Raw genomic sequence first — 25,416 nt, 5'->3', positions numbered from 1 at the left:
GGACAACCGACGTGTGGGAGCCAGCGATGCGGACGAACCGACTGCGGACCGTGCATCCCGTCCTCTGGGCCGGCTGGGCCGCGGTGGCCGCCGGCGCGGTGCTGTGCGTCGTCGGCTGGTACGGCGTCTCCGGGGAGCGTTTCGCCGAACGGCAGCTGCCGTACCTCGCCTCCTGCACCATCCCCGGCGTGGCACTGATCGTCTCCGGGGCCGTGCTGCTGGCCCACGGCCGGGGCTCGATCGCCGCCGCGCGCGTGGAGGAGCTGTACGGCCTGCTGGTCACGGCCGAGCCTGCCGACGGGGACGAGACCGGACGCGCCGCGCTCGCACCGCTCGCGGTCAGCGGCGAGCTGCTGATGGTGCCGGGCGGCACGCTGTGGCACCGCGCGGACTGCCCGCTGGTCGCGGGCAGGGCGGAGGCGGTCGCGGTGGACTCCGGGCTGGTGGCGAGCGGGGAGCTGAGCCCCTGCCCGATCTGCGAACCCGCCGAAGAGACCGGCTGAGACCGGCCGATGTCCTCGCTGACCTACGACCTCACCCTGGCCGGCCTGTCGGTCGGGAGTGCGGCGGCGCTGACCGGGATCGGCCTGATCGTGACGTACCGCGCGACCGGCGTGCTGAACTTCGCGCACGGGGCGATCGCGATGGTGTGCGCGTACGGGCTGCGGCAGTGCGTGGTCGAGTGGGGCTGGCCGTTGTGGCTGGGGGCCGCGGTGACGCTGCTGGTCCTGGCGCCGGGGCTGGGTGTCGTCCTGGAACGGTTCGTGTTCCGGCCGCTCGCGGTCCTCGGTGGGGACCCCGCGCAGACCCTGGTGGCGTCCATCGGGGTGTTCGTCCTGCTGGTGGGCGGGGCGGCGCTGCTGTGGGGTCAGGGGGCGCGGGACGACGCGCCGGAGCTGGTGCCGGACGAGCCGTGGGGGCAGCTGGCGGTGGTGCTGGTGCTGGCCGCCGGGGTCTCGGCGGTCGTGCGCCTGACCCGCTTCGGGCGGGAGCTGCGCGCCGTGGTCGACGACCGGCGGCTCGCGGTGCTGGGCGGCATCGACGCGGACCGGGTCGCGGCGGCGGGCTGGGCGTTCGGTTCGTTCACGGCGGGCCTGACGGGCGTGTTGCTGGCTCCGTACGTGCGGCTCGACCCGTACGGGCTGCCGCTGCTCGTGATGGAGGTCGTGGCGGTCGCGGTGGCCGCGCGGATGCGGAGCCTGTGGGTCGCGGTGATGGTGGCGCTGGGCCTCGGGGTGGCGCAGAGCCAGCTGACGCGGCTGCACCCGTCCGGGTGGGGCGAGTCGCTGCTCCAGGCGGCCGGGACGAACCTCTTCGTCGTCGCCCTGCTGGTGGCGGCCCTGGTGCTGCCGGGGGTGGGCACGCGGGACGCGCTGCCGCGTACGGCCACCGCCCGGGTGCCGACACCGCCGGGCGCGTGGATCGTGGCGGGTGTGCTGTTCCTGCTGCCGCTGGGCCTGGCGGGCCAGGACCTGCACACGTCGATCCAGGTGCCGGCGCTGGCCGTGATCCTGCTGTCCCTGGTGGTGGTCACCGGCCGCGGCGGCCAGATCTCGCTGGGGCAGGCGGCGTACGCGGGGCTGGGCGCCCTGTTCACCGCGCTGCTGGCGGCCGGCCGTTTCCCCGGCCTGCCGGACATGCCGGAGCTGCCGGCGCTCGCGCTGTCGGTCGTCCTGGTGGCACCGCTCGGCCTGCTCACCGGCTGGCCGGCGATCGGCCGCCGGGGGCTGGCACTGGCACTGGCGACGTTCGCGGTCGGCGTGGGGGTGAGCCGCTTCGTCTTCGACCAGCCGTACGCCACCGCGGGCCTGTCGCTGGGCCGCCCGGCGGGTTTCGACGGGGACCGCGCGTACTACGTCCTGGAGCTGCTTCTGCTGGCGGTCGCGCTGCTGGCGGCACACGCCCTGCGCCGGGGCCGTACGGGCCGGGCCCTCGCGGCCATGCGGGACCACGAGGCGGGGGCGCGGGCGGCGGGCGTCCAGGTGCCTTCGCTCAAGCTGCTCGCCTTCGTCGCGGGCGCCGCACTCGCCGCACTGGGCGGCGGCATGCTCGGTATGGGCCTGCGCGCCTTCGACCCCGCCGCGTTCGACCCGGTGCGCGGCCTGCTGTGGTTCGCCGCGGTCGTGGTGCTGGGCGCCGACAGCACCCTCGGCGCGCTCGCCGCCGCGGCCCTCCTGGTCGGCCTGGACGCGGGCACGCGCGGTGGTGTGGCGGCGGCCCTGATCGGCGTCCTGGCGGTCCTCGTGGGGCGTTTCCCCGGCGGCCCGTACGACGCCCTGCGCACGGCGACGGAGCGCCTGCGGCTGTACCGCGCCCCGGCCCTGACACCGGCGGGCTCCCGGGCGCGCGGGCTGCTGCGCCCGGCGGGAGGGCGAACACCCCGGACAGCGCCGGTGCCCAGAGGGGCGACGCCGACCCGCGTGGCGGCGGAGGGCAGGGGCACGGGGGTGGCGGGCGGACGCGGTGCCGGCGACGGCGAAAGCGGCGCGACGGCGCGCGCCTCCGGCGCGGACGGACGGCGAGCGGCTCCCGCGCCCGCGGACCGGGAGCCGCCGGGGACGACGGAGCGCCTGCCCCCGGGGCCACCGGGCGCCGCCGGGGACGGCCCCGCCCGCCGCGGCTCGCCCGCGCCCCCCGCTCTCCCCGTCCTCACCGCCCGTCACCTGCACGTCCACTACGGCGGCTTCATCGCCCTCGACGGAGTCGACCTGGTCCTCTCCCCCGGGCGGATCGCCGCGATCGTCGGACCCAACGGGGCCGGGAAGAGCACCCTGTTCCACTGTCTGGCCGGGACGCTGCGGCCCGCCCGCGGGTCGGTGCGCCTCGGTGGGCGGGACATCACCGCGCTGCCCGCCCACGCCCGCACCCGGCTGGGGATCGCGCGGACCTTCCAGGAACTGGCCGTCTTCCCGTCGCTGACCGTGGCCGAGAACGTCCGGGTGGGTGCCGAGCAGGGCCGGTCGAGCGATGCCGGGGCCGTGGAGCGGACGCTCAGGCTGCTCGGGCTGGACGGGCCGGTACGGGCGCTGCCCGCCGCCGGGCTCCCCACGGGGACGCTGCGCCGCGTCGAACTGGCCCGGGTCCTCGCGGGCGGCCCACGGGTGCTGCTGCTGGACGAGCCCGCCGCCGGGCTCGACACAGCCGAAGTGGCCGCCCTGGCCCGGGTGTTGAAGGCCCTGGCCGCCGACGGCACGGCCCTCCTCGTCGTCGAGCACGACCTGGACCTGGTCGCGGGCCTCGCCGACGTCGTGCATGTCATGACCGCGGGACGGATCGTGGCCTCGGGACCGCCCGAGCGGGTCCTGGAGGTCCTGGAGACGGAGGACGGCCGATGAGCACACTGGACGCCGCGGGAACAGGGGACGGTCCGACGTGCACCCCACACATCGCAGGCACAGGGGCCCGTGGGACGTGCGCCCCGCACACCACGGGAACAGGCCACCCCGCGACACGCACCCCGCACACCGCAGGCACAGGGGGCCGTCGGACGTGCACCCCGCACACCCCCGAAACAGGCGGCCGCCCCATGTGCCCCCGGCACACCGCGCGAGCGGAAGGCCACTCGATGGGCGCCCTCGGCGTCCATGAAGCCGGGAGCGTCCATGAAGCCGGGGGCGTCCCGGAAACCGGGGGCGTCCGATGACCACCGTCTCCCTGCGCCACGCGCGCGTGCGCTACGGCCCCCTGGAGGCCCTGCACGGCATCACCCTCGCCGCTTCCGGCCCGGGCCTCACCGTGCTGCTGGGCCGCAACGGCTCCGGCCGCAGTACCGCCCTGCGCGCACTCGCGGGTGCCGTGCCCCTGTCGGGCGGGGCCGTGGTCTGGGACGGCGCCGACGTGACCCGCGTACCGGCGTACGAGCGGGCCCGGCGCGGGATGTGCCTGGTGCCGGAGCGGCAGGCCGTGTTCGGCTCGCTCACCGTGCGCGAGAACCTCGGCCTCGCCGCCCCGGACCACGCCCCGGCACTCGACGCCTACCCGCAGCTGGGGCCCCTGCTGGAGCGGCGCGCCGGGACCCTCTCCGGCGGGGAGCAGCGCATGCTCGCCCTCTCCAGGGCCCTGCTGGCACGCGCGCGCGTGGTCCTCGTCGACGAGCCCGTCCAGGGCATGTCCCCCTCGGTCGCGGCCCGCACGTACGAGCTGCTGGGCGCGCTCGACGCCTGCGTGGTGATCGCCGAGCAACGGCTGCCGCCCGTCCTGCGCGACCGGCACGCGCTCGTCTGGGAACTGCGCCGCGGGACCGTCGTGTTCGCCGGGGAGACGAGCGAGCTCAGGCACTGAGCCGAGATGCCGAGGCCCCGTCCGGTCGGCCGACCGGACGGGGCCCGTGTCCCGGCGAGGGGGCAGCGGTCAGAGTTCGAGGCTCAGGCCGGGCACGATCACGTCGGGATCGCCGCCGATGGCGGCCTTGTTGGCGGTGTAGACGCGCTGCCAGGTGGTCCCGTGCCGGGCGGCGATACCGCTCAGCGTGTCGCCCTGGCGGACGGTGTAGTCACCGCGTGAGGAGCTGCGGTCGGCGTGTCCCGTGGGGCGCGCCGGTGCCTTCGAGGGCTTCGCCGGTGCGGACTTCGTGGTGGTGACCGGGTCGGCGGAAGCCGCGGGTGCGCCGCCGCTCGCCCCGGCGCGTGCCGAGCAGACGGGCCAGGCGCCCCACCCCTGGGCGCGCTGGACCTTGGTGGCGACGGCGATCTGCTGGGACTTGCTCGCCTGGTCGGCGGTGGCCGCGTAGGCGGTGCCGCCGTAGGCGCTCCAGGTGGAAGCGGCGAACTGGAGTCCGCCGTAGTAGCCGTTGCCGGTGTTGATGTGCCAGTTGCCGCCGCTCTCGCACTGGGCGATGCGGTCCCACACTCCGCTGTCAGCCGCCGCGGCGTTTCCGGTCGCGGCCAGCAGTCCGAGGGGCGCGAGCAGTGCCGCCCCGGCGAGGACCGCCGTCGTACGAACCTGGTTCTTCCGAGCGTTGTCGCGAGTGGTGTCGGCACATTCGGACATGTAGTTCCCTCTCGAAGCACTCGAGGTCCCCCAAGGCGGGACGCCGCCCTCCGCGCCATGGGGCGCGTGGGCCGCGCTCGCCCCGTCCGCAGGTGTGGTGCTGTGCGCGGTTCCGGAGAACCGTGCGGCCGGCGGACGTACCCGAGCGGTGCTCGATGCACACGGCGGAGGAATGTATGGAAGGTGACGGCCCGACAGCAACCAGTCCCCTGTCAGGGCAGGCCAGTTCATCGATACCTCTGGTAACGGCAATTTCCGGACACCCACTTCATTCGTGGATTTCCGGATTTGTCGACCAACCCACCCGACGGCCTGTGACCCACTTCACCATTCCAACACCCTTTACAAATCAGGGACTTGACCGTGAGTGCCCGATTCCGTGCCGAGCGTGACCCTGTGCGCTGGATGGTTCGATTCCGTTCGCCGTAAGGCGTGACTCCCGCCACAGATCGCCCGTTGTCTTCTTCATGAGCCGGGGCCGACCCGGACCACGGGCCGGGAGCCACCCGGCCCCGCCACGCACCGCATCCCCGAGGGAGTCACCCGTGCCGCGCATGCTCGACGTCAGCGACGAGGTACGCGCCGAGATCGGCGACGAAGAAGCCGACCGCCTGCTCGCCGGAGAGACCGCCCCGGGCAGTTACGACTGCACGTCCTGCCGCACTCCGGGCGACTCCGAGCAGGAGCGCACCAGCACCGTCCTCTTCATCGGGGACGAGACCGCCGTCCTCGCCTTCGCCCACTCCGGCTGCCTGCCCTCCCAGGTCGTGCAGGTCACCGAGGAGCAGCTGCGGGGCGCCGTGAAGTCCATCACCGGCGACACCGTCGACCTGGAGCCCGACCAGGCAGCGCCCGAGCAGGCGGTGCTCGGCGTGACCAGCGGACTCGTCCTGATCGGCGGGGAGTTGCACCCGGCCCTCGTGGTGGAGCCGACCGTGCCCATCGCCCGGCCCGGGACGACCGGCGACGGCGGCGACGAGTTCCTGCCGCTCCTCGTGGAGCAGGGCTTCATGCCCCTGGCCGAGCTGTCCGCCGTACCGCCCGTGCTGCACGGCTGGTCCGTGCTGCTCGCCGTGGGCCAGCTGCACGCGGTGCTCCAGCCGGGTCAGAACGGCGGCCGGCCGGTCGCCTGGTGGCAGGCGCACCAGCCGCTCCAGGTCACCGAGGGCTGGCGCGCGGCCGCCAACAAGCACCAGCAGGTGCTGATGTTCGCCGCGCCCGTCGGCTCCATCGGCCGCCAGCCGCGCGAGGACCTGCTGCGGGACGCGCTGGACAAGGCGGCGGCGAACGGAAGGCTGGTCGCCGCGGCGCTGCCGCTGGCCGGCACCTGAGCGGCGGATCACCCACGCGGTCCGCATCCCGGCGAAAGCGGTACCCGGGCCGCATCCCTTGCCCCGCGGGGTCGTTTGGACATACGTGCACGCATACGACGTTCCCCGCCGCCAGTCCTTCTCGTCGATCCCCTCCGCGCGATCGGCTCAGGACACCCAGGGCGGCCCATCGGCCACGCCGATCTACGACGCGCTCTACGCCGAGTACGTCAAGTCCTTCCGCGCACTGCCCGGCGACCGCAGTGGCGAGGAGAAGCTGGGCTTCACCGCCTTCGGGAACATCCCGCACGGCACTGGCTCGTACGCCACGGGCTCCTACACCACGGGTTCCTACGGCACGGGCTGGTACAGCCACGCGCACAGCGGCTCGTACAGTGCGTACAGCGCGGGAGCCCAGAGCGCCCGCCACGCCGCCGGCCAGCAGCCAACGCACTGGCAGCGCGTCGGGACCGTCGGCCCGCACGGCACGGGGATGCACCACGTGCCCGCCGCCCTCCCGCCGGGACGACGCGGCGACGTCTGAGCGAGCACCGGACAGCGGAAGGGCGGCCCCCGTCGGGGGCCGCCCTTCCGCTGTCCTCGCGCTGCTTCCCGCTACTTCTTCTTGGCGCCGCGCTTCTCGCGCACCCGCACCGAGATGTGGATCGGCGTGCCCTCGAAGCCGAACTCCTCGCGCAGGCGGCGCTCGATGAAGCGCCGGTAGCCCGCCTCGATGAAGCCGGAGGCGAACAGCACGAACCGCGGCGGCTTGGTGCCCGCCTGCGTGCCGAACAGGATGCGCGGCTGCTTGCCGCCCCGGACCGGGTGCGGGTGGGCGGCGACCAGCTCACCGAGGAAGGCGTTCAGCCTGCCGGTCGGGACCCGGGTCTCCCAGCCCGCCAGAGCCGTCTCGATCGCCGGGACCAGCTTCTCCATGTGCCGCCCGGTGCGCGCCGAGACGTTCACCCGCGGTGCCCACGCCACCTGGCCGAGCTCCGTCTCGATCTCCCGCTCCAGGTAGTAGCGGCGCTCCTCGTCGAGGGTGTCCCACTTGTTGTACGCGATGACGATCGCGCGGCCCGCCTCGACGGCCATGGTGACGATCCGCTGGTCCTGCACGGAGATCGACTCGGACGCGTCGATCAGGATGACCGCCACCTCCGCCTTCTCCACGGCGGCCGCCGTACGCAGCGAGGCGTAGTAGTCGGCGCCCTGCTGGAGGTGGACGCGCTTGCGGATGCCGGCCGTGTCGACGAACTTCCAGGTGACGCCGCCGAGTTCGATCAGCTCGTCGACCGGGTCACGGGTGGTGCCCGCCAACTCGTTGACGACGACGCGCTCCTCGTTCGCGACCTTGTTCAGGAGCGAGGACTTGCCCACGTTCGGGCGGCCGATCAGGGCGATGCGCCGGGGGCCGCCGATGCCGGCCCCGCCGAACGTCTCGCGCGGCGCCTCCGGCAGCACCTCCAGGACCTGGTCGAGCATGTCGCCGGTGCCGCGGCCGTGCAGTGCCGAGACCGGGTACGGCTCCCCCAGCCCCAGGGACCACAGGTAGGCGGCGTCGGCCTCGCCGCTCGGGCCGTCCACCTTGTTGGCGCACAGCACGACCGGCTTGCCGGCCTTGCGCAGCAGCCGTACGACGGCCTCGTCGGTGTCGGTGGCGCCGACCTTGGCGTCGACGACGAAGACGACCGCGTCCGCGGCGTCGATGGCGTACTCGGCCTGGGCGGCGACGGAGGCGTCGATGCCGAGGACGTCCTGCTCCCAGCCGCCGGTGTCGACGACCTTGAAGCGGCGGCCCGCCCACTCGGCCTCGTACGTCACACGGTCCCGGGTGACACCGGGCTTGTCCTCGACGACGGCCTCGCGGCGCCCGATGATGCGGTTCACCAGAGTCGACTTGCCGACATTGGGGCGGCCGACGACGGCGAGGACGGGCAGCGGGCCGTGCCCGGCCTCCTCGATCGCGCCCTCGACGTCCGCGAGGTCGAAGCCCTCCTCCACGGCGAGCTCCATGAACTCCGCGTACTCGGCGTCGCCGAGCGCCCCGTGGTCGTGCTCGTGCGCGCCCGCGGAGGCGTCCGAGCCCTCGGGCTGGATGTGGTCGTTCATGAAGTCCGTACCTCGTAGTTCATCGTGGTGGTCGGTGGAGTACCCGTGGTTCCGGGGTGATCCACTACTCAGTGTTGCCTAGCGCCCGGTGAAGCGCCGTGCGTTTTCCAGGTGGGCGGCGAGCTGCTTCTGTATGCGCCCCGTCGCCTCGTCCAGCGCCGTGCGTGTCCGCCGCCCGCTGCCGTCTCCCGCCTCGAAGGGCTCGCCGAAGACGACGTCCACCCGGGACCGCAGCGGGGGCAGCCCCTTTATCAACCGACCGGGTCTGTCGGAACTTCCCAGCACGGCGACCGGCACGATCGGGGCGCCGCTGCGCACCGCGAAGTACGCGAGCCCGGCGCGCAGCGAGGCGAAGTCGCCCTCGCCCCGGGTGCCCTCGGGGAAGATGCCCAGCACGCCGCCGTTCTCCAGGACGCCGAGCGCACGGGTGATCGCCGTGCGGTCGGTGGTGTCGCGGTCCACCTTCAGCTGGCCGATGCCGGTCAGGAACGGGTCGAGGGGGCCGACGAACGCCTCCTTCTTGATCAGGAAGTGCGTCGGCCGGGGCGCCACGCCCATGACCATCGGGCCGTCGATGTTGTGGGAGTGGTTGACCGCGAGGATCACCGGGCCGTGCGTGGGCACCTTCCAGGCGCCGAGCACGCGCGGATTCCACAGCCCGTACATCAGGCCGACGCCGATACGCCGCCCGACGTCGGCGCTGCGCGCCGAAGGCACCTCGGTCACTTCCCGGCCCGCTTCTCCTCGACGAGGGTGACGACACACTCGATGACCTGGGCCAGCGTGAGCTCGGTGGTGTCCACCTCGACCGCGTCGCCCGCCTTGGCGAGCGGCGAGGTCTTGCGGCTGGAGTCGGCCGCGTCCCGCTTGATCAGGGCCTCGCGGGTGGTGTGGACGTCGGAGCCCTTCAGCTCGCCGCTGCGGCGGGCGGCACGCGCCTCCGGGGAGGCGGTGAGGAAGATCTTCAGGTCGGCGTCCGGCAGCACCGTCGTGCCGATGTCACGGCCCTCGACCACGATGCCCTGCTCCGCGGAGGCGGCGATCGTGCGCTGTAGCTCGGTGATCCGGGCGCGCACCTCGGGCACCGCGCTGACCGCGCTGACCTTGGAGGTGACCTCCTGGGTGCGGATCGGGCCGGCCACGTCGACGCCGTCGACGGCGATGGTGGGGGCCTGCGGGTCGGTGCCGGAGACGATCTCGGGCTTGCCGGCCGCGGCGGCGATCGCGGCCGGGTCGTCGATGTCGATGCCGTTGCTCACCATCCACCAGGTGATCGCCCGGTACTGGGCGCCGGTGTCCAGGTAGCTCAGCCCGAGCTGCGCCGCCACGGCCTTCGAGGTGCTCGACTTGCCCGTGCCGGACGGGCCGTCGATGGCGACAATCACTGGCGTGGCGCTTTCCACTGTGGGGACCTTCCTGAAACCGGGTCGGCGGGGGTGAGGGCGCGACTGCCCCGCACAAGGTTACTGGGTTCGCGTCACTCGTCCGGCCGCGCGTCGGCCGGCCGCACTCGGCAGGCGTTACTGCCGGATCGCCCAGCCCCGCTCGCGCAGCGCGGCGGTCAGGACGGGGGCCGCCTTCGGCTCCACCATCAACTGGACCAGGCCGGCCTGCTGCCCCGTCGCGTGCTCGATCCGCACGTCCTCGATGTTGACCCCGGCCATCCCGGCGTCCGCGAAGATCCGGGCCAGCTGTCCCGGCTGGTCGTCGATCAGGACGGCGACGACCTCGTAGGCCCGCGGCGCCGACCCGTGCTTGCCGGGGACGCGGACCTGGCCGGCGTTGCCGCGCCGCAGGACGTCCTCGATGCCGGTGGTGCCCGCGCCGCGCTTGTGCTCGTCGGAGGACTCCAGGGCGCGCAGGGCCCGCACGGTCTCCTCCAGGTCGGCGGCGACGTCCGTGAGCAGGTCGGCGACCGGCCCGGGGTTCGCGGAGAGGATGTCGATCCACATCCGGGGGTCGGAGGCGGCGATCCGGGTCACGTCCCGGATGCCCTGTCCGCACAGCCGTACGGCGGCCTCCTCCGCGTGTTCCAGGCGCGCGGCGACCAGGCTGGAGACCAGGTGGGGCATGTGGGAGACAAGGGCCACGGCACGGTCGTGGGCGTCGGCGTCCATCACGACCGGCACGGCACGGCAGTGCGAGACCAGCTCCAGGGCGAGGTTCAGCACCTCGGTGTCGGTGTCCCGGGTCGGGGTGAGCACCCAGGGGCGGCCCTCGAAGAGATCGCCGGTCGCCGCGAGCGGACCGGACTTCTCGCGGCCCGACATGGGGTGCGTACCGATGTACGCCGCGAGGTCGAGGCCGCGATCCTCCAACTCGCGGCGCGGCCCGCCCTTGACGCTGGCGACGTCGAGGTAGCCGCGCGCCGCACCGCGGCTCATGACGTCGGCGAGCACGTCCGCCACGTGCGCGGGCGGGGCGGCGACGATCGCGAGGTCGACGGGCCCGTCCGGCGCCTCGTCGGTGCCGGCGCCGAGGGCTGCCGCCGTACGGGCCTGCTCGGGGTCGTGGTCGGCGAGGTGCACGGTGACACCCCGCTGGGACAGGGCGAGCGCCGCGGACGTGCCGATGAGCCCGGTGCCGATGACGAGTGCGGTCCTCACTGGGCGATGTCCTTGCGCAGGGCCGCGGCGGAGCCGAGGTAGACGTGGGCGATGTCGGCGCGGGGCCGGTCCGACTCGATGTGCGCGAGGACGCGGACGACACGGGGCATGGCACCCTCGATGTCCAGTTCCTGAGCGCAGATCAGCGGGACGTCGACGATGCCGAGCTTGCGCGCGGCCGCCGCCGGGAAGTCGCTGTGCAGGTCGGGCGTGGCCGTGAACCAGATGCTGATCAGGTCGTCGGCGGTGAGGTCGTTGCGCTCCAGGATGGCTGTGAGCAGGGCTCCGACCTGCTCGTCCATGTGCCCGGCCTCGTCCCGTTCGAGTTGGACGGCGCCCCGGACCGCTCGTACCGCCACGGCGATGCTCCTTGCTCACGTGTGTGTCGCTCTACGACCGTCCAGCCTAGTCAGCCCGTGCGGCCGGGATGCACGACGCCCACCCGATGAGACACCGGAATCGCCACACCTTGGGTATTTTCGAACCGTGATGCGGAAATTTCCGGTTCACCCCCTCTTCGGCGTCTTCGGAGTGACGACATGACCCACGAGACCACGCGCCGCACGGTTCTCCTCGCGACGGGCGCGACGGGCGCGGCGGCGTTCGTCGCGGCCTGCGGCGGAGGCGGCGGCGACAGCGGCTCCACGTCGACGAGCTCCCCCACCGACCCGGGGGCGACGAACGCCCCGGGCGGTCAGGAGCTGGCCACCACCGACGAGATCCCGGTCGGCGGCGGCAAGATCTTCAAGGACCAGAAGGTCGTGGTGACCCAGCCGGAGCAGGGCAGTTTCAAGGCCTTCTCGGCGATCTGCACCCACCAGCACTGCACGGTGGGGTCCGTCTCCGACGGCACGATCGACTGTCCCTGTCACGGCAGCAGGTTCCGTGTCGCCGACGGTTCGGTGGCCCATGGTCCGGCGACCCAGCCGCTGCCCGCCGAGCAGATCACGGTGGAGGGAAACTCGATTCGCCTGACGTGAGCGTCCGCGTACGCTCCCGGTCATGCAGCCCGAGACCCTGGTGCGCGACCACACGATCTACGCCTGTGTGATGGGCTCGCGCGCCTTCGGCCTGGCGACCGAGGGCAGTGACACCGACCGCCGTGGCGTGTTCCTGGCTCCCACGCCGCTGTTCTGGCGCTTCGACAAGCCGCCGACGCACGTCGAGGGCCCGGCCGAGGAACAGTTCAGCTGGGAGCTGGAGCGCTTCTGCGAACTGGCCCTGCGCGCCAACCCGAACATCCTGGAGTGCCTGCACTCCCCGCTGGTGGAGTACGCCGACGACACCGGCCGCGAGCTGCTCGCCCTGCGTGCGGCGTTCCTCTCCCGGCGGGTCCAGGAGACGTTCACCCGGTACGCCCATGGGCAGCGCCGCAAGCTGGAGGCCGACGTCCGCATCCACGGCGCCCCGCGCTGGAAGCACGCGATGCATCTCCTGCGCCTGCTGATCAGCGCCCGCGACCTGTTGCGCACGGGCACGCTCGCGGTCGACGTCGGCGTCCACCGCGAGCCGCTGCTCGCGGTGAAGCGGGGCGAGGTGGCCTGGTCCGAGATCGGCTCCTGGATGACACGCCTGGAGCGGGAGACCGAGCGGACCGCCCGCCACAGCCCCCTGCCGGCCGAACCGGACCGGCGGCGCGTGGAGGACTTCCTCACCCGCGCCCGCCGCGCCTCGGCCCTCCGGCCGGTCGCCTGATCAGGCGTCCCAGAGCGCCCCGAGGGTCAGCAGGTCGGTCCGGTACTCGACCCGGTCGGCCCACTCGGTCGGCCAGGCCTCCGCGCCCAGGTACGCGCCGACGAACGCGCCCGTCAGACAGGCGATCGAGTCCGAGTCACCGGCCGTGCAGGCGGCGCGCCGCAGGGCCGTCACCGGCTCGTCGGCGAAGAGCAGGAAACACAGCAGCCCGGTCGCCAGGGCCTCCTCGGCGATCCAGCCCTCCCCCGTGGCCAGGCACGGGTCCGTCTCGGGCGAGACGGTGCGCAGGGCGTGCTCCAGCCGGTCGAGGATCGCCAGGCACTCGTCCCAGCCGCGCGCGATGAACTGCTCGGGGCCCGGGTCCTGGGCCCGGCGCCACAGATCGCCCAGCCAGCGCTCGTGGTAGTGGCTGCGGTTCTCCCGGGCGTACGAGCGCAGCAGCCCGACCAGACCGGCCGGTTCGGCGCCCTGCGCGAGCAGCCGTACGGCGTGCGCGGTGAGGTCGGACGCGGCGAGCGCGGTGGGGTGCCCGTGGGTGAGGCCGGACTGCAACTGGGCGGCGCCCGCGCGCTGTTCGTCACTCAGGCCCTGGATCAGGCCCAGGGGTGCGACGCGCATGTTGGCGCCGCAGCCCTTGGAGTGGATCTGGCTGGCGTCCTGCCAGGGGCGGGCCTCGTCCTTCAGTATCGAGCAGGCCTTGAGACAGGTGCGGCCGGGAGCCCGGTTGTTCTGCGGCGACTGGTACCAGTCGACGAACTCCTCGCGCACCGGCCGTTCCATCCGCTTGGGTGTGAGCAGGCCGCGGTCCATCGCCGTCCGCACCCCTTGCCCGAGGGCCAGCGTCATCTGCGTGTCGTCACTGACGATCGCCGGCGTCGGCAGCGCGAGCTGCCGCCAGTCCCCGTGCTTGGCCAGGATCGACGACACACTGTCGAACTCGGTCGGGTACCCCAACGCGTCCCCCAGCGCGAGGCCCGTGAGCGCTCCCGTGGCGGCTTGCTTGTGGACGAGCGTGGCCATGTCAGGCGTCCTTCCGTTCCCCGCACCCCTGAGGGGTGCGGGGAGCTCACGGCCCTCGGCGTACCGGCGTACCGGCGTGACGCCTAGAGGTCGACTTCCTGCATCAGCATGCCCACCTCGGTGTTGGACAGCCGTCGCAGCCAGCCCGACTTCTGGTCGCCCAGGGTGATCGGCCCGAAGGCGACCCGGACCAGCTTGTCGACCGGGAAGCCGGCCTCCGCGAGCATCCGGCGCACGATGTGCTTGCGTCCCTCGTGCAGGGTGACCTCGACGAGGTAGTTCTTGCCGGTCTGCTGGACGACCCGGAAGTGGTCAGCGCGGGCGTAGCCGTCCTCCAACTGGATGCCGTCCTTGAGCTGCTTGCCCAGGTCGCGCGGGATGGGGCCGACGATGTGCGCGAGGTAGGTCTTCTTCACGCCGTACTTCGGGTGGGTCAGCCGGTGGGCCAGCTCGCCGTGGTTGGTGAGCAGGATCACGCCCTCGGTCTCGGTGTCGAGCCGGCCGACGTGGAAGAGCCGGGTCTCGCGGTTGGTGACGTAGTCACCGAGGCACTGCCGGCCCTCCGGGTCCTCCATCGTCGACACGACACCGGCGGGCTTGTTCAGCGAGAAGAACTGGTAGCTCTGCGTGGCGACGGTCAGGCCGTCGACCTTGATCTCGTCCTTCTCCGGGTCGACGCGCCGTCCCTGCTCCAGGACGATCTCGCCGTTGATCTCGACCCGGGCCTCCTCGATCAGCTCCTCGCAGGCACGCCGGGAGCCGAAGCCCGCGCGCGCGAGGACCTTCTGGAGCCGCTCGCCCTCCTGCTCGGCGCCGGGGAAGGTCTTCGGGAGCTTGACCTCCTTCTTCCCTGCGTACCGGTCGCGGTTGCGCTCCTCGACCTGCGCCTCGTACTCACGCGGGCGGGCCGGGGTCGTACGTCCCTGCCTCTGGGGCTGCTTGGGGCCGCCCTTGGCGCCGCCGCGCGCGGCACCGCCACGTCCGGCCTTGGGGCCGTCCTTCGTCGCCCCGGGGCCCACGTCGTAGCGCCGCTCCTCCGGGCGCGGCTTCTTCGGACGGCCGCTGCCCTGCTTGTCGTCGCGGTTGTTGCCGGCGCCGCGGAAGTTGCCGCGACCACCACCACTCCCGCCGCGGCCGCCGCTGTTGCCACCACGGCTCCCGCCGTTGTTTCCGCTGCTGTTCCTGCCGCTGCTGCTTCGCATCAAAGTTCCGTCTGGTCGTCTTCGTCGTGGGTCCCCGGGTTCCCCGGGCGGCCCGGCACGTCGTCATCAGGCGCGTCCGGGTCGAACGACGGTACGCCCTCCTGGGTCTCGGCCTCGATCGCCTCCGCCTCGGGGAGGAAGGGCGCGAGCTCCGGGAGCTCGTCCAGACCGCGCAGGCCCATCCGCTCCAGGAAGTAGTTCGTCGTCCTGTACAGGATCGCACCTGTTTCGGGTTCCGTGCCCGCCTCCTCTGTCAGGCCGCGCTGGAGGAGGGTGCGCATGACGCCGTCGCAGTTCACTCCGCGGACCGCTGAGACCCGGCTGCGGCTGACCGGCTGCCGGTAGGCGACGACGGCCAGGGTCTCCAGTGCGGCCTGGGTGAGGCGGGCCTGCTGGCCGTCCAGCACGAAGCGCTCGACGGCGGGCGCGAACTCGGCGCGGGTGTAGAACCGCCAGCCGTTCGCGACGAACCGCAGCTCGAAGCCGCGTCTCTGGACGGTGTACTCGTCGGCCAGCTCGCGCAGGGCGTCCGCGATCTGCCGGCGCGGCCGGTCGAGGATCTTCGCGAGGTGTTCCTCGGTCGCGGGTTCGTCCACGACCATGAGGACCGCCTCCAGAGCGGGCTTGAGGTCGAGGTCGGCGACGGTGCGCAGGCCGGCCGGAAGCTCCCTGGTTTCCTCACTCACTCCGTCTTCTCCTCCTTCGGCGGCTCGGGGGGCCGGTCGAACTCGTCCGTGACGGTCGGGGTCTCGTCACCGTCCCCGCCGGTCCAGCGCACGAGCAGTTCCCCGAGCGCGGCCTCCTGCTCCAGCGCCACGGCCTTCTCGCGGTACAGCTCCAGCAGGGCGAGGAAGCGGGCGACGACGGTCAGGGTGTCGTCGGTGTCCTCGACGAGGGCCCGGAAGCTGGCCTCGCCGAGCTCCCTGAGCCGGGCGATGACGATCCCGGCCTGCTCCTGCACGCTGACCAGCGGGGCGTGGATGTGGTCGACGTACACCTGCGGCTTGGGCCTGGGCTGCATCGCCTTCACGGCGAGCTTGGCGAACCCCTCGGCGCCGATGCTGATGACGACCTCGGGCAGCAGCTCGGCGTGCTGGGGTTCGAGCCCGACGGTACGGGGGTAGCGCCGGGCCTCGTCGTCGAGGCGCCCGTTGAAGATGTCGGCGATCTGCTTGTAGGCCCGGTACTGGAGCAGCCGGGCGAACAGCAGGTCCCGGGCCTCGAGCAGCGCGAGGTCGGCCTCGTCCTCCACCTCGGCGGCGGGCAGCAACCGGGCGGCCTTCAGATCCAGCAGGGTGGCCGCGACGACGAGGAACTCGGTCGTCTCGTCCAGGTCCCAGTCCGGCCCCATCGCCCGGATGTACGCCATGAACTCGTCGGTCACCTTGGACAGCGCGACCTCGGTGACGTCCAGCTTGTGCCGGGAGATCAGCTGGAGCAGCAGGTCGAAGGGGCCTTCGAAATTGGCGAGCCGGACCTTGAAGACTCCGTCGCCGTCGGCGCCTTCACCATCGCCGTTGCCGTCACCGGTCGGCGCCCGGACGACACCCCGCGACTCAGCTGCCGGGCCGACGGCCCCGGCCGAACCGGCCACCGCCGCCACGGGCGACCCACCCGGTCCGACCGCCGCCACCGACTCGACGGCCACAGCCGCTTCCACCGACGAGACCGACTCGTCCGGCTCGCCCGGCTCGCCCGGCTCGTCCGGCTCGTCCGGTTCCACCGGCGCCACCGGCTCGCCCAGCTCGGCCAACTCGACCCGCTCGCCTGACTCGGCCAACGCAGCAGGCTCCACCGGCAAGACCGGCTCGGCCAGCTCGCCCAACTCGGTCGACACAGCCGGTCCCACCGACGAACCCGACTCGACCAACTCGGCCCGCTCATCCGGTTCCACCGGCAAGACCGGCTCGGCCAACTCGACCCGCTCGCCCGACTCAGCCGGCCCGCCCGGTTCCACCGGCAAGACCGGCTCGGCCCGCTCGGCCCGCTCGGCCGATTCAACCCGCTCGCCCAGCCCGGCCGACACAGCCGGCCCCACCGACGAAACCGACTCGACCAGCTCGGCCCGCTCATCCCGTTCCACCGGCGCCATCGGCTCGCCCGGCTCAGCCAACTCGACCCGCTCGCCCGACTCAGCCGACCCGCCCGGTTCCATCGGCAAGACCGGCTCGGCCCGCTCACCCGACGCGGCCGACTCATCCGACTCGACCGGCGCGATCGGCGCGCCCGACTCGACCGGCGAAGCCACCGGCGCCGCCTCCGGCGACGCGGGCCAGGTGGGCTCAGCCGCCGCCGGGTCCGCAGCCGATTCGGCTCGTGCAACCCCCGGTCCCCGCCCGAGCGCACGCCTGCGGCCGGACTGGCCGGTGGGTGGTGGGGAGGCGTTCGAGGTCATGGCCCCCGCAGGCTATCGCTACCGCCCGCGCAGCCGTCGTACGAGGATGCTGGCGTCTCCGCGGGTCTCCAGGTCGGCGAGGACCACGGCGACCGCCTCGCGGACGATGCGACCGCGGTCGACGGCCAGGCCGTGCTCACCGCGGAGCACGAGACGGGCGTGCTCCAGGTCCATCAGCTCCTCGGCCGACACATAGACCGTGATCTTCTCGTCGTGCCGCTCACGGCCGCTGGGACGGCGCGAGGCCGACCTCCCGCGCTTGCGCGGCGCCGCGGCGGCACCGGCAGCACCGGCGGCAGAACCTTCCTGCGCCGCCTGCCGACGGGCGGAGCCGGAGCGCTCCGCGCCCCGGCTGCGGGACTCCCCGGCCTCGGCCGGGTCCGTGTCCGCCGCGACATGCTCCGCGCCCTCGCCGTCGCCGCCCTGCGCCGGCACCGACTGCGGCGCGTCCTCCGAGGCCGCTGCCGCCGCCGCGTCGCCCTCCCCCGCCGGAGCGGGCACCCTGGCGTCGCCGTTGGCCTGGCGCCTGGGCGTGGACGACTGCAGCCCCATCCCCCCTGTCGTACGGAAGAGTTCGTCGGCCCCCGGCAGACTCACTCGGCGTGACACCGGGCGAGCACCTCCCTGGCGAGCTGGCGATAGGCGGCGGCGCCGACGGAGTTGGAGGCGTACGTGGTGATCGGTTCACCGGCGACCGTGGTCTCCGGGAAGCGGACCGTGCGCCCGATGACCGTGTGGTAGACGTGGTCGTCGAACGCCTCGACGACCCGCGCGAGCACCTCACGGCTGTGCACCGTGCGCGAGTCGTACATCGTGGCCAGGATCCCGTCGAGTTCCAGCTCGGGGTTGAGCCGTTCCTGGACCTTCTCGATGGTCTCCGTCAGCAGGGCCACACCACGCAGCGCGAAGAACTCGCACTCCAGCGGCACGATCACCTTGTGCGCGGCCGTCAGGGCGTTGACCGTGAGCAGGCCGAGCGAGGGCTGGCAGTCGATGACGATGAAGTCGTAGTCGTCGAGCAGCGGCTTCAGGGCGCGCTGGAGCGTCGACTCGCGGGCGACCTCGGAGACGAGCTGGACCTCGGCCGCGGACAGGTCGATGTTGCTGGGCAGCAGGTCCATGTTGGGGACCGCCGTCTTCAGCAGCACCTCGTCGGCCGCCATGCCCCGCTCCATGAGCAGGTTGTAGACGGTGAGGTCGAGTTCCATCGGGTTGACGCCGAGTCCGACCGACAGCGCGCCCTGTGGGTCGAAGTCCACGAGCAGGACCCGGCGTCCGTACTCCGCGAGCGCGGCACCCAGGTTGATGGTCGACGTCGTCTTGCCGACGCCGCCCTTCTGGTTGCACATCGCGATGATCTTCGCGGGTCCGTGGTCGCCCAGCGGGCCCGGGATCGGGAAGTACGGCAGCGGACGCCCGGTCGGACCGATACGCTCCCGGCGCTGTCTGGCCGCGTCGGGCGCGAGAGTGGCCGCGTACTCGGGGTCGGGCTCGTACTCCGCGTCGGGGTCGTAGAAGTGCCCCTCGGGCAGTTCGTCGTAGTCGGCGAAGTGGTTGTGGGGCGCGCCACTTCCGTCGCCGGCCATGGCGTTCACGTGATGGCCATCCATCTTCTGGTGTGCAGTGTGAGTCGCCTGCTGACTCTGGTGGGCTGAGAAGGTGCGCACAGCGACGGAGCCGACAGCAGCGAACCCCGCGGGACCCTGGTCCCGTGCAGGCATTCCTGGTTGACCACCCCCGGGAGTAAATGTCGACTCATTCACAAGTCGTCTTACCTCCTTGGTGACCAGGAAACTTCTAGACAGGTCAGCGTGGCACCATGCCGACGGTTGGCGACTCTATGGCGTGTCGGGCGTCCGCAGCAACACAATCCGCCGGACCCGGCCCGATGTGTCGGCAATGAAACATCCCGCTGTCAAGGGCGTACGGCCGTCGCACGGCAGGTTTCACCGGTGTGCGAATCGGTTGAAGGGTTACGTTCGAGGCGAGTTGCTCGAGAACCGCGAAGTGACCATACACACATCCGGCCGGACCTTGCGGGCAAGGTCCGGCCGGGTGCGCGGCATTGACGACCTGTGTTGACGTATCGCCTTTACCGGTTGGTGACTTGGTTGACTTACCGGCCCACGGAAGGCGGCGTGGGCTCAGCCGAGCAGCGAGGACAGCTCCACGTGCTCCGCGCCGTGCGCCTCGGCGACCTCCCGGTAAACGACCTTGCCGTCATGGGTGTTGAGGCCCTTGGCCAGCGCCGGGTCGCGGCGCAGCGCGCCCGCCCAGCCGTGGTTGGCCAGCTCGACGATGTAGGGCAGCGTGGCGTTGGTCAGCGCGTAGGTGGAGGTGTTGGGCACGGCGCCGGGCATGTTGGCGACGCAGTAGAAGATCGAGTTGTGGACCTGGAAGGTCGGCTCGGCGTGAGTGGTCGGACGGGAGTCCTCGAAGCAGCCGCCCTGATCGATCGCGATGTCGACAAGGACACTTCCGGGCTTCATCCGCGAGACCAGCTCGTTGGTGACCAGCTTCGGGGCCTTGGCGCCGGGGATCAGCACCGCGCCGATGACGAGGTCGGCCTCCAGGCAGGCCTTCTCCAGCTCCAGGGTGTTGGAGACGACGGTCTGGATCTTCGTGCCGAAGATCTTGTCCGCCTCGCGGAGCTTGTTGACGTCCTTGTCGAGCAGGGTCACGTGGAAGCCCAGGCCGATCGCGATCTGCGCCGCCTGCCAGCCGGAGACACCGCCGCCGATGACGACGGCCCGCCCGGCCAGGACGCCGGGGACGCCGCCGGGCAGCACACCGCGGCCGCCGTTGGCGCGCATCAGGTGGTAGGCGCCGACCTGCGGGGCCAGCCGGCCCGCGACCTCGGACATCGGGGCGAGCAGCGGCAGCGCGCGGCCGGGCAGCTCGACCGTCTCGTAGGCGATCGCCGTGGTGCCGGACTCCAGGAGGGCGTCCGTGCACTCCTTGGATGCCGCGAGGTGCAGGTAGGTGAAGAGCGTCTGGTCCTTGCGGAGGCGGTGGTACTCCTCGGCGATGGGCTCCTTGACCTTCAGCAGCAGGTCGGCGGTGGCCCACACCTCGTCGGCGGTGTCCAGGATCCGGGCACCGGCTGCGACGTACTCCTCGTCCACGATCGAGGAGCCGACACCGGCGCCGCGCTCGATGACGACCTGGTGGCCATGACGCACCAGCTCGTGCACGCCGGCGGGGGTGATGGCCACCCGGAACTCGTTGTTCTTGACCTCGCGGGGGATGCCGACCTTCACGTCGATCACGGTCCTTGGCTCAGAGGGTATGGGGGCATTACTAGGCATACCCGGGCACGCACGGGCACACCGGGAGAGACCGCAGGAGAACGTGCGGCGGAGCCAGTCTAATGAAGGTGTTCCCGCTGTCTAGCCTTTCATTGCATCAATCTTCGTCGGATGCACTACGGATTTCGCAGGCGTCAGGTCCAGGTTTCAGGTTTGAGTCGGCGAAGAGGGCCTCCAGGGGCTGGTCGTTCCCGTCCTGCTGCTCCCCCAGCAGCCGCTCGGCGGCGCCCCGGTGCAGCCGGGCCGACGCGGGGTCGCCGAGGCGTTCGAGGGTGTCGGCGACCCGCAGGTGCAGCGCGGCCTGCAACCGCGCGTCCTCGGCCCGACGGGCCCACTCCACGGCCTCCCGGCAGGTGCGCAGCGACTCCTCGGGCCGGCCCGCGTACTCCTGGACCCGCGCCAACTCGCTCATGGCCCGCGCCTGGGCGGCCACGTCACCGTTCCTGCGGTGGCCGGTGATCGCCGAGCGCCAGTTCCGCAGGGCCTCGCCGTAGCGGCCCGCGTAGGTGTGGGCGGCGGCGATCCGCCCGTACAGCCGGGCGGCGTCCTCGCGCTCGCCCCGGGCGAGCCGCTCGGCCAGGGCCCGGCCGAACCAGTCGGCGGCCCGGTCGAAGTCGCCGAGTTCCAGGTGCGCGCCCCCTACGGATTCCATCGCGCGGCCGGTCGCGTACGGATCGTTCACCTCGCGTCCGGCGTCCAGCGCGGCCCGGTAGCGCACCAGCGCGTCGGCCGTGCGGCCGGTCCGGGCGTCGAGGTCGCCGAGGTTGAGCAGGGCGGCGGCCCGCTCGCGGGGCAGGTCGAGACGCTCGGCCACGTCGAGGACCAGGTTGTGGATGACGTACAGGTCGGGCGCCGCCGCCTGGGTGCCGACATGCGCCACCATCGCCCGCACCAGCTGGGACATCAGCCGCCGGGCCAGGGTGTCCAGCTCCCCGTCGAGGACCGCGAGCCGGGCCGAGGCCAGCAGGGCGGGCCGGGTCAGCCTCAGCCAGTCGGCGGCCGCCCGCGGGGTGGGAAAGCGCAGGGCACGCGGCATGTCCAGGAGCCTCTGGCGCGCCTGGGGGCTGTCGGTCTCGGTGATCGCGCGGCAGGACTGGAGCAGCCGTACGGTCCGCTCCAGCATGCGGGCGCCGGCCAGCCGGCGCTCGGCCGGGCGCTCGTGGTGCTCGACGAGGACGCGCAGCAGGGGGTACAGACAGCCGGGCACCTCGTACTGCGGGATCGGCGAGTCCACCGCGTGCAGGAAGCCGAGGGCGACGAAGTCGTCCAGGACGGTGTGGGCGCTGTCGACCGAGCAGCCGGCGAGTGCGGAGGCGGTCTGCGGGTCGACGAGTCCGGCCGGGGCGAGGGCGAGCAGGCGCAGCATCCGGGCGGCGGTGGTGGGCAGGGCGGCGTAGGCGAGGCGGAAGACCCGGCTCAGCGCGGTGCCCTCGTCGTCCTCGGCGCGCAGCTGCTTGGCGAGGTCGGAGACGGCCGCCTTGGGGCGGGCGGCGAGCCAGCCGCCCGCCAGCATCAGCGCGGCCGGCTGCCCCTGGCACTCCTCGGCGAGGCCCTCGGCGGCCCGGGGGTCGACGGTGATGCGGACCGAGCCGGTGTACCGGGAGAGCAGTTCCACGCCGGACTTGGCGTCCAGGCCGCCCAGGGTGCAGGGGCGGACGTCGGAGATGCCGGTCAGCGGGCCCTCGGAGACCGCGACGACCAGGCAGTCCGGGGTGTCGGGCAGCAGGGCGCCGACCTGCTCGGCGTCGGCCGCGTCGTCCAGCAGGAGCAAGGCCCGGCGGTCGGCCAGGGCGGTGCGCAGGGCGTCGGTGAGGTCGTCCTCACAGGCACCGGCGGGGGCGTCCTCCTCGAGGGCGGCGAGCAGGTCCCGGGCGACGCGCTCGACGGGTACGGGAGTGCCGTCGGGGTCGGTCAGCCGGGCGCGCAGGACGCCGTCCGGGTATCCTCCGCCGACCTGCCGTACGAGTTCCTCGGCGAGTGCGGTGCGCCCCGACCCGGGCCGGCCGGCGATGAGCAGCACGCGCGCGCGGGGGGCCTTGCGGCCCGCGAGAGTGTCCAGTCCGGCGCGCTCGATGTCGGCGCGCAGCTCCTTCAACTCCCGTGTGCGGCCCAGGAACCGGCGTTCTCCGGAGGCGTGCCCGGTCAGCCGCACGTCGTCTGCCTCCACGACCTGATCCGCCACGGGCCACACTCCCGTCCCACCACGCACAAGCCCGCCGGGACTCCGGTCCGGGCGTGCTCCAGAGCCTAGTTCACGCTCTGCAACGTTCCGGGCGGAGCACGGCGGGCTCGGCGGACACTTCGCCCGATCGGATCAGCCGATCTTCACACCACGCGGTCGGCGGGGCCGGACGGAGAGCCCCTTCATGCCTCGAACGGACGCGCCGGCCACGGTGCCTGGGCCGGGCGCAGCGCGTCCAGGCCGTCTCCGGACCGCGCGGCGAGCAGCGAGAGGACCCCCACGACGAGGCAGTTGTTGTGCAGTTCGCCGGCCAGCACACCCCGGGCGAGATCCTCGACCGGAACCCGGTCGAGCTCCATGTCGGCCTCTTCCTCCTCGACCGCGAAGCGCTCGCCCTCGGCCTCGGACAGATCACGGGCGAGGAAGATCCGTACGGCCTCGTCGCAGCCGCCCGGCGTGGTGTAGACGTCGGTCAGCACCCGCCAGTCCTCGGCCTTGACGTGCGCCTCCTCGTACAGCTCGCGCTGCGCGGCGTGCAGCGGGTTCTCGCCGGGGACGTCGAGCAGTCCGGCCGGGATCTCCCACAGCTTGTGGCGCACGGGGTGGCGGTACTGGCGCAGGACCAGGACGCGGTCGGCCTCGTCGAGCGCGAGGACGGCCACGGAGCCGGGGTGGACCTGGTAGTCCCGGCCGACCACGGTGCCGTCGGGCATGACCACGTCGTCGGTACGGACGGAGGTCTTGTTGCCCACGAAGGGGGTGTCCGTCGCCCGGATCTCCCACTCCTCCGGGGTGTCCTTGATCGTCATGCCTGTCCTTCCACGTGCCCAACCCGAGGTGCCGAAAGAAACCGGGGTGCACACCTTTTGAAGGGATGCACCCCGGCCACCGTACAACTGGTGTGTTACTTCGAAGTCTTCCGCTCGACCGCGGCCTTGACGAGCCCGGCGAACAGCGGGTGCGGACGCGTCGGCCGCGAGCGCAGCTCCGGGTGCGCCTGGGTGGCGACCAGGTACGGGTGGACGTCGCGCGGGTACTCGACGTACTCGACGAGCTTGCCGTCCGGCGAGGTGCCGGAGAACAGGATGCCCGCCCTCTTCTCCAGCTCGGCGCGGTAGGCGTTGTTCACCTCGTAGCGGTGCCGGTGCCGCTCCTCGACGTACTCCTTGCCGTCGTACACCTCGCGCACGATCGAGCCCTCGGCCAGCTTCGCCGGGTACATGCCGAGCCGCATGGTGCCGCCCATGTCTCCCTCACCGGCGACGATGTCGAGCTGCTCGGCCATGGTGGAGATGACCGGGTGGCCGGTGGCCGGGTCGAACTCGGTGGAGTTGGCGTCCGGGATCTCGGCCAGGTTGCGCGCGGCCTCGATCACGATGCACTGCAGGCCGAGACAGAGGCCGAGCAGCGGGATCTTGTTCTCGCGGGCGTACTTGATCGCGCCGACCTTGCCGAGCACTCCGCGGTCGCCGAAGCCGCCGGGAATGCAGATGCCGTCGACGTCGCCGAGCTGCTGGGCGGCACCGGCCGGGGTCTTGCAGTCGTCGGAGGTGACCCACTTGATCTTCACGCGGGCCCGGTTGGCGAAGCCGCCGGCGCGCAGCGCCTCGGTGACCGAGAGGTAGGCGTCGGGCAGGTCGATGTACTTGCCGACCAGCGCGAGCGTGATCTCGTGGTCGGGGTTGTGGACGCGGTCGAGCAGGTCGTCCCAGGTCGTCCAGTCCACGTCACGGAACGGCAGGTCCAGCTTGCGGACCACGTAGGCGTCCAGGCCCTCGCCGTGCACGGTCTTCGGGATGTCGTAGATCGAGCGGGCGTCGGGGCACGCCACGACGGCGGCCTCGTCGACGTCGCACATCAGCGAGATCTTCCGCTTGATCGCGGTGGGCACCTCGCGGTCGCAGCGCAGCACGATCGCGTCCGGCTGGATACCGATGTTGCGCAGGGCCGCAACCGAGTGCTGGGTGGGCTTCGTCTTCAGCTCACCCGAGGGACCGATGTACGGCAGGAGCGAGATGTGGACGACGAAGACGTTGTCACGGCCGACCTCGTGCCGGACCTGGCGCACGGTCTCCAGGAACGGCAGCGACTCGATGTCGCCGACCGTGCCGCCGACCTCGGTGATCACGACGTCGACCTCGTCCGTCGCCATGCGGCGGATGCGGTGCCTGATCTCGTTGGTGATGTGCGGGATGACCTGCACGGTGTCGCCCAGGTACTCGCCGCGCCGCTCCTTGGCGATCACGGTGTTGTACACCTGACCGGTGGTGACGTTGGCGGAGCCGTCGAGGTCGCGGTCGAGGAAGCGCTCGTAGTGGCCGATGTCCAGGTCGGTCTCGGCGCCGTCGTTGGTGACGAACACCTCACCGTGCTGGAAGGGGTTCATCGTGCCGGGGTCGACGTTGAGGTACGGGTCGAGCTTCTGCATCACGACGCGCAGACCCCGGGCCTTGAGCAGCATGCCGAGGCTGGAGGCCGTCAGGCCCTTGCCGAGAGAAGAGGCGACACCCCCGGTGACGAAGATGTGCTTGGTCGTCGAATTACGAAATGCGGCGGGCGGCATGGCCAAGACGGGGCTCCCGTGGTCGCGGTCTGGG

The 25,416-nt window shown here is 72.4% G+C and carries 23 protein-coding genes; 7 read left to right on the top strand and 16 right to left on the bottom strand.

Annotation, left to right across the window (positions count from 1 at the left end; translation table 11 throughout):
- The first annotated feature begins 26 nt into the window (after window positions 1–26).
- From ABEA82_RS36895 to ABEA82_RS36885, 3 genes are all read left to right on the top strand, one after another.
- Window positions 27–503 (top strand): hypothetical protein, encoded by a 477-nt coding sequence (locus ABEA82_RS36895; RefSeq protein WP_345666129.1) that lies wholly within the window; start codon window positions 27–29, stop codon window positions 501–503.
- Window positions 504–512: 9 nt separating this feature from the next.
- Complete coding sequence (locus ABEA82_RS36890; protein ID WP_345666128.1) at window positions 513–3,335, top strand: branched-chain amino acid ABC transporter permease/ATP-binding protein; 2,823 nt, start codon at window positions 513–515, stop codon at window positions 3,333–3,335.
- Between the two features lie 304 nt (window positions 3,336–3,639).
- Window positions 3,640–4,281, top strand: coding sequence for an ATP-binding cassette domain-containing protein (locus ABEA82_RS36885; RefSeq protein WP_345666127.1), 642 nt, complete (start codon window positions 3,640–3,642; stop codon window positions 4,279–4,281).
- 69 nt (window positions 4,282–4,350) lie between these two features.
- Here ABEA82_RS36885 and ABEA82_RS36880 read toward each other — a convergent pair whose 3' ends face one another.
- Window positions 4,351–4,989: a transglycosylase family protein gene (locus ABEA82_RS36880; protein WP_345666126.1), complete on the bottom strand. Its 639-nt coding sequence runs from the start codon at window positions 4,987–4,989 to the stop codon at window positions 4,351–4,353.
- Window positions 4,990–5,534: 545 nt separating this feature from the next.
- Between ABEA82_RS36880 and ABEA82_RS36875 the strand changes: the two genes are divergently transcribed.
- Window positions 5,535–6,320, top strand: a complete 786-nt coding sequence (locus ABEA82_RS36875) for a hypothetical protein (RefSeq protein WP_345666125.1) — start codon at window positions 5,535–5,537, stop codon at window positions 6,318–6,320.
- An 85-nt stretch (window positions 6,321–6,405) separates the two neighbouring features.
- Window positions 6,406–6,843: a hypothetical protein gene (locus tag ABEA82_RS36870; RefSeq protein ID WP_345666124.1), complete on the top strand. Its 438-nt coding sequence runs from the start codon at window positions 6,406–6,408 to the stop codon at window positions 6,841–6,843.
- A 71-nt stretch (window positions 6,844–6,914) separates the two neighbouring features.
- On the opposite strand, the gene der is transcribed toward ABEA82_RS36870, so the two are convergent.
- The 5 genes from der to aroH all read right to left on the bottom strand — a co-directional run bounded on the left by der (window position 6,915) and on the right by aroH (window position 11,376).
- Window positions 6,915–8,411 carry a ribosome biogenesis GTPase Der gene (der, locus tag ABEA82_RS36865; protein ID WP_345666123.1) on the bottom strand — a complete coding sequence of 499 codons (1,497 nt, stop codon included), beginning with the start codon at window positions 8,409–8,411 and terminating at the stop codon, window positions 6,915–6,917.
- A gap of 78 nt (window positions 8,412–8,489) precedes the next feature.
- Window positions 8,490–9,137: a lysophospholipid acyltransferase family protein gene (locus ABEA82_RS36860; protein WP_345666122.1), complete on the bottom strand. Its 648-nt coding sequence runs from the start codon at window positions 9,135–9,137 to the stop codon at window positions 8,490–8,492.
- Window positions 9,134–9,796, bottom strand: a complete 663-nt coding sequence (gene cmk / locus ABEA82_RS36855) for a (d)CMP kinase (protein ID WP_423659245.1) — start codon at window positions 9,794–9,796, stop codon at window positions 9,134–9,136. Before cmk ends, ABEA82_RS36860 begins: the two co-directional genes overlap by 4 nt.
- Before the next feature lie 135 nt (window positions 9,797–9,931).
- Window positions 9,932–11,017 carry a prephenate dehydrogenase gene (locus tag ABEA82_RS36850; protein ID WP_345666120.1) on the bottom strand — a complete coding sequence of 362 codons (1,086 nt, stop codon included), beginning with the start codon at window positions 11,015–11,017 and terminating at the stop codon, window positions 9,932–9,934.
- Window positions 11,014–11,376 (bottom strand): chorismate mutase, encoded by a 363-nt coding sequence (gene aroH / locus ABEA82_RS36845; RefSeq protein ID WP_345666119.1) that lies wholly within the window; start codon window positions 11,374–11,376, stop codon window positions 11,014–11,016. The genes ABEA82_RS36850 and aroH overlap by 4 nt, the downstream gene beginning before the upstream one ends.
- Before the next feature lie 180 nt (window positions 11,377–11,556).
- Between aroH and ABEA82_RS36840 the strand changes: the two genes are divergently transcribed.
- Both ABEA82_RS36840 and ABEA82_RS36835 read left to right on the top strand, forming a co-directional pair.
- Window positions 11,557–11,997 (top strand): Rieske (2Fe-2S) protein, encoded by a 441-nt coding sequence (locus ABEA82_RS36840; protein WP_345666118.1) that lies wholly within the window; start codon window positions 11,557–11,559, stop codon window positions 11,995–11,997.
- A 22-nt stretch (window positions 11,998–12,019) separates the two neighbouring features.
- Window positions 12,020–12,712, top strand: coding sequence for a nucleotidyltransferase domain-containing protein (locus tag ABEA82_RS36835; protein ID WP_345666117.1), 693 nt, complete (start codon window positions 12,020–12,022; stop codon window positions 12,710–12,712).
- On the opposite strand, the gene ABEA82_RS36830 is transcribed toward ABEA82_RS36835, so the two are convergent.
- The 10 genes from ABEA82_RS36830 to pyrG form a co-directional block, all read right to left on the bottom strand.
- Window positions 12,713–13,732 (bottom strand): ADP-ribosylglycohydrolase family protein, encoded by a 1,020-nt coding sequence (locus ABEA82_RS36830; protein ID WP_345666116.1) that lies wholly within the window; start codon window positions 13,730–13,732, stop codon window positions 12,713–12,715.
- An 83-nt stretch (window positions 13,733–13,815) separates the two neighbouring features.
- Window positions 13,816–14,934, bottom strand: a complete 1,119-nt coding sequence (locus tag ABEA82_RS36825; protein ID WP_345666115.1) for a pseudouridine synthase — start codon at window positions 14,932–14,934, stop codon at window positions 13,816–13,818.
- A complete protein-coding gene (gene scpB, locus ABEA82_RS36820; RefSeq protein ID WP_345666114.1) occupies window positions 14,934–15,620 on the bottom strand; it encodes an SMC-Scp complex subunit ScpB in 687 nt (228 codons plus the stop codon). The genes ABEA82_RS36825 and scpB overlap by 1 nt, the downstream gene beginning before the upstream one ends.
- Complete coding sequence (locus ABEA82_RS36815) at window positions 15,617–16,594, bottom strand: segregation and condensation protein A (protein ID WP_425588590.1); 978 nt, start codon at window positions 16,592–16,594, stop codon at window positions 15,617–15,619. Before ABEA82_RS36815 ends, scpB begins: the two co-directional genes overlap by 4 nt.
- A 753-nt stretch (window positions 16,595–17,347) precedes the next feature.
- Window positions 17,348–17,938, bottom strand: coding sequence for a hypothetical protein (locus tag ABEA82_RS36810; RefSeq protein ID WP_345666113.1), 591 nt, complete (start codon window positions 17,936–17,938; stop codon window positions 17,348–17,350).
- Window positions 17,923–19,050, bottom strand: coding sequence for a ParA family protein (locus tag ABEA82_RS36805; RefSeq protein ID WP_345666112.1), 1,128 nt, complete (start codon window positions 19,048–19,050; stop codon window positions 17,923–17,925). Before ABEA82_RS36805 ends, ABEA82_RS36810 begins: the two co-directional genes overlap by 16 nt.
- A 423-nt stretch (window positions 19,051–19,473) precedes the next feature.
- Complete coding sequence (ald, locus tag ABEA82_RS36800; RefSeq protein ID WP_345666111.1) at window positions 19,474–20,598, bottom strand: alanine dehydrogenase; 1,125 nt, start codon at window positions 20,596–20,598, stop codon at window positions 19,474–19,476.
- A 136-nt stretch (window positions 20,599–20,734) separates the two neighbouring features.
- Window positions 20,735–22,819 (bottom strand): tetratricopeptide repeat protein, encoded by a 2,085-nt coding sequence (locus ABEA82_RS36795; protein WP_345666110.1) that lies wholly within the window; start codon window positions 22,817–22,819, stop codon window positions 20,735–20,737.
- Window positions 22,820–23,001: 182 nt separating this feature from the next.
- On the bottom strand, window positions 23,002–23,628 hold the full coding sequence (locus ABEA82_RS36790; protein ID WP_345666109.1) for an NUDIX domain-containing protein: 627 nt from the start codon (window positions 23,626–23,628) through the stop codon (window positions 23,002–23,004).
- 95 nt (window positions 23,629–23,723) lie between these two features.
- Window positions 23,724–25,382, bottom strand: coding sequence for a CTP synthase (pyrG, locus tag ABEA82_RS36785; protein ID WP_345666177.1), 1,659 nt, complete (start codon window positions 25,380–25,382; stop codon window positions 23,724–23,726).
- Window positions 25,383–25,416 lie beyond the last annotated feature (34 nt).

It is taken from the genome of Streptomyces venetus (assembly GCF_039540295.1).
Lineage (GTDB): Bacteria > Actinomycetota > Actinomycetes > Streptomycetales > Streptomycetaceae > Streptomyces > Streptomyces venetus.
This window is presented reverse-complemented; position numbering and strand designations above follow the sequence as displayed.

Coding starts and splice junctions, on each gene's coding strand:
- ABEA82_RS36895 (WP_345666129.1), top strand. CDS start 27: ATGCGGACGAACCGACTGCGGACCGTGCATCCCGTCCTCTGGGCCGGC.
- ABEA82_RS36890 (WP_345666128.1), top strand. CDS start 513: ATGTCCTCGCTGACCTACGACCTCACCCTGGCCGGCCTGTCGGTCGGG.
- ABEA82_RS36885 (WP_345666127.1), top strand. CDS start 3,640: ATGACCACCGTCTCCCTGCGCCACGCGCGCGTGCGCTACGGCCCCCTG.
- ABEA82_RS36880 (WP_345666126.1), bottom strand. CDS start 4,989: ATGTCCGAATGTGCCGACACCACTCGCGACAACGCTCGGAAGAACCAG.
- der (WP_345666123.1), bottom strand. CDS start 8,411: ATGAACGACCACATCCAGCCCGAGGGCTCGGACGCCTCCGCGGGCGCG.
- ABEA82_RS36840 (WP_345666118.1), top strand. CDS start 11,557: ATGACCCACGAGACCACGCGCCGCACGGTTCTCCTCGCGACGGGCGCG.
- ABEA82_RS36835 (WP_345666117.1), top strand. CDS start 12,020: ATGCAGCCCGAGACCCTGGTGCGCGACCACACGATCTACGCCTGTGTG.
- ABEA82_RS36830 (WP_345666116.1), bottom strand. CDS start 13,732: ATGGCCACGCTCGTCCACAAGCAAGCCGCCACGGGAGCGCTCACGGGC.
- ABEA82_RS36825 (WP_345666115.1), bottom strand. CDS start 14,934: ATGCGAAGCAGCAGCGGCAGGAACAGCAGCGGAAACAACGGCGGGAGC.
- ABEA82_RS36805 (WP_345666112.1), bottom strand. CDS start 19,050: ATGCCTGCACGGGACCAGGGTCCCGCGGGGTTCGCTGCTGTCGGCTCC.
- ABEA82_RS36790 (WP_345666109.1), bottom strand. CDS start 23,628: ATGACGATCAAGGACACCCCGGAGGAGTGGGAGATCCGGGCGACGGAC.
- pyrG (WP_345666177.1), bottom strand. CDS start 25,382: ATGCCGCCCGCCGCATTTCGTAATTCGACGACCAAGCACATCTTCGTC.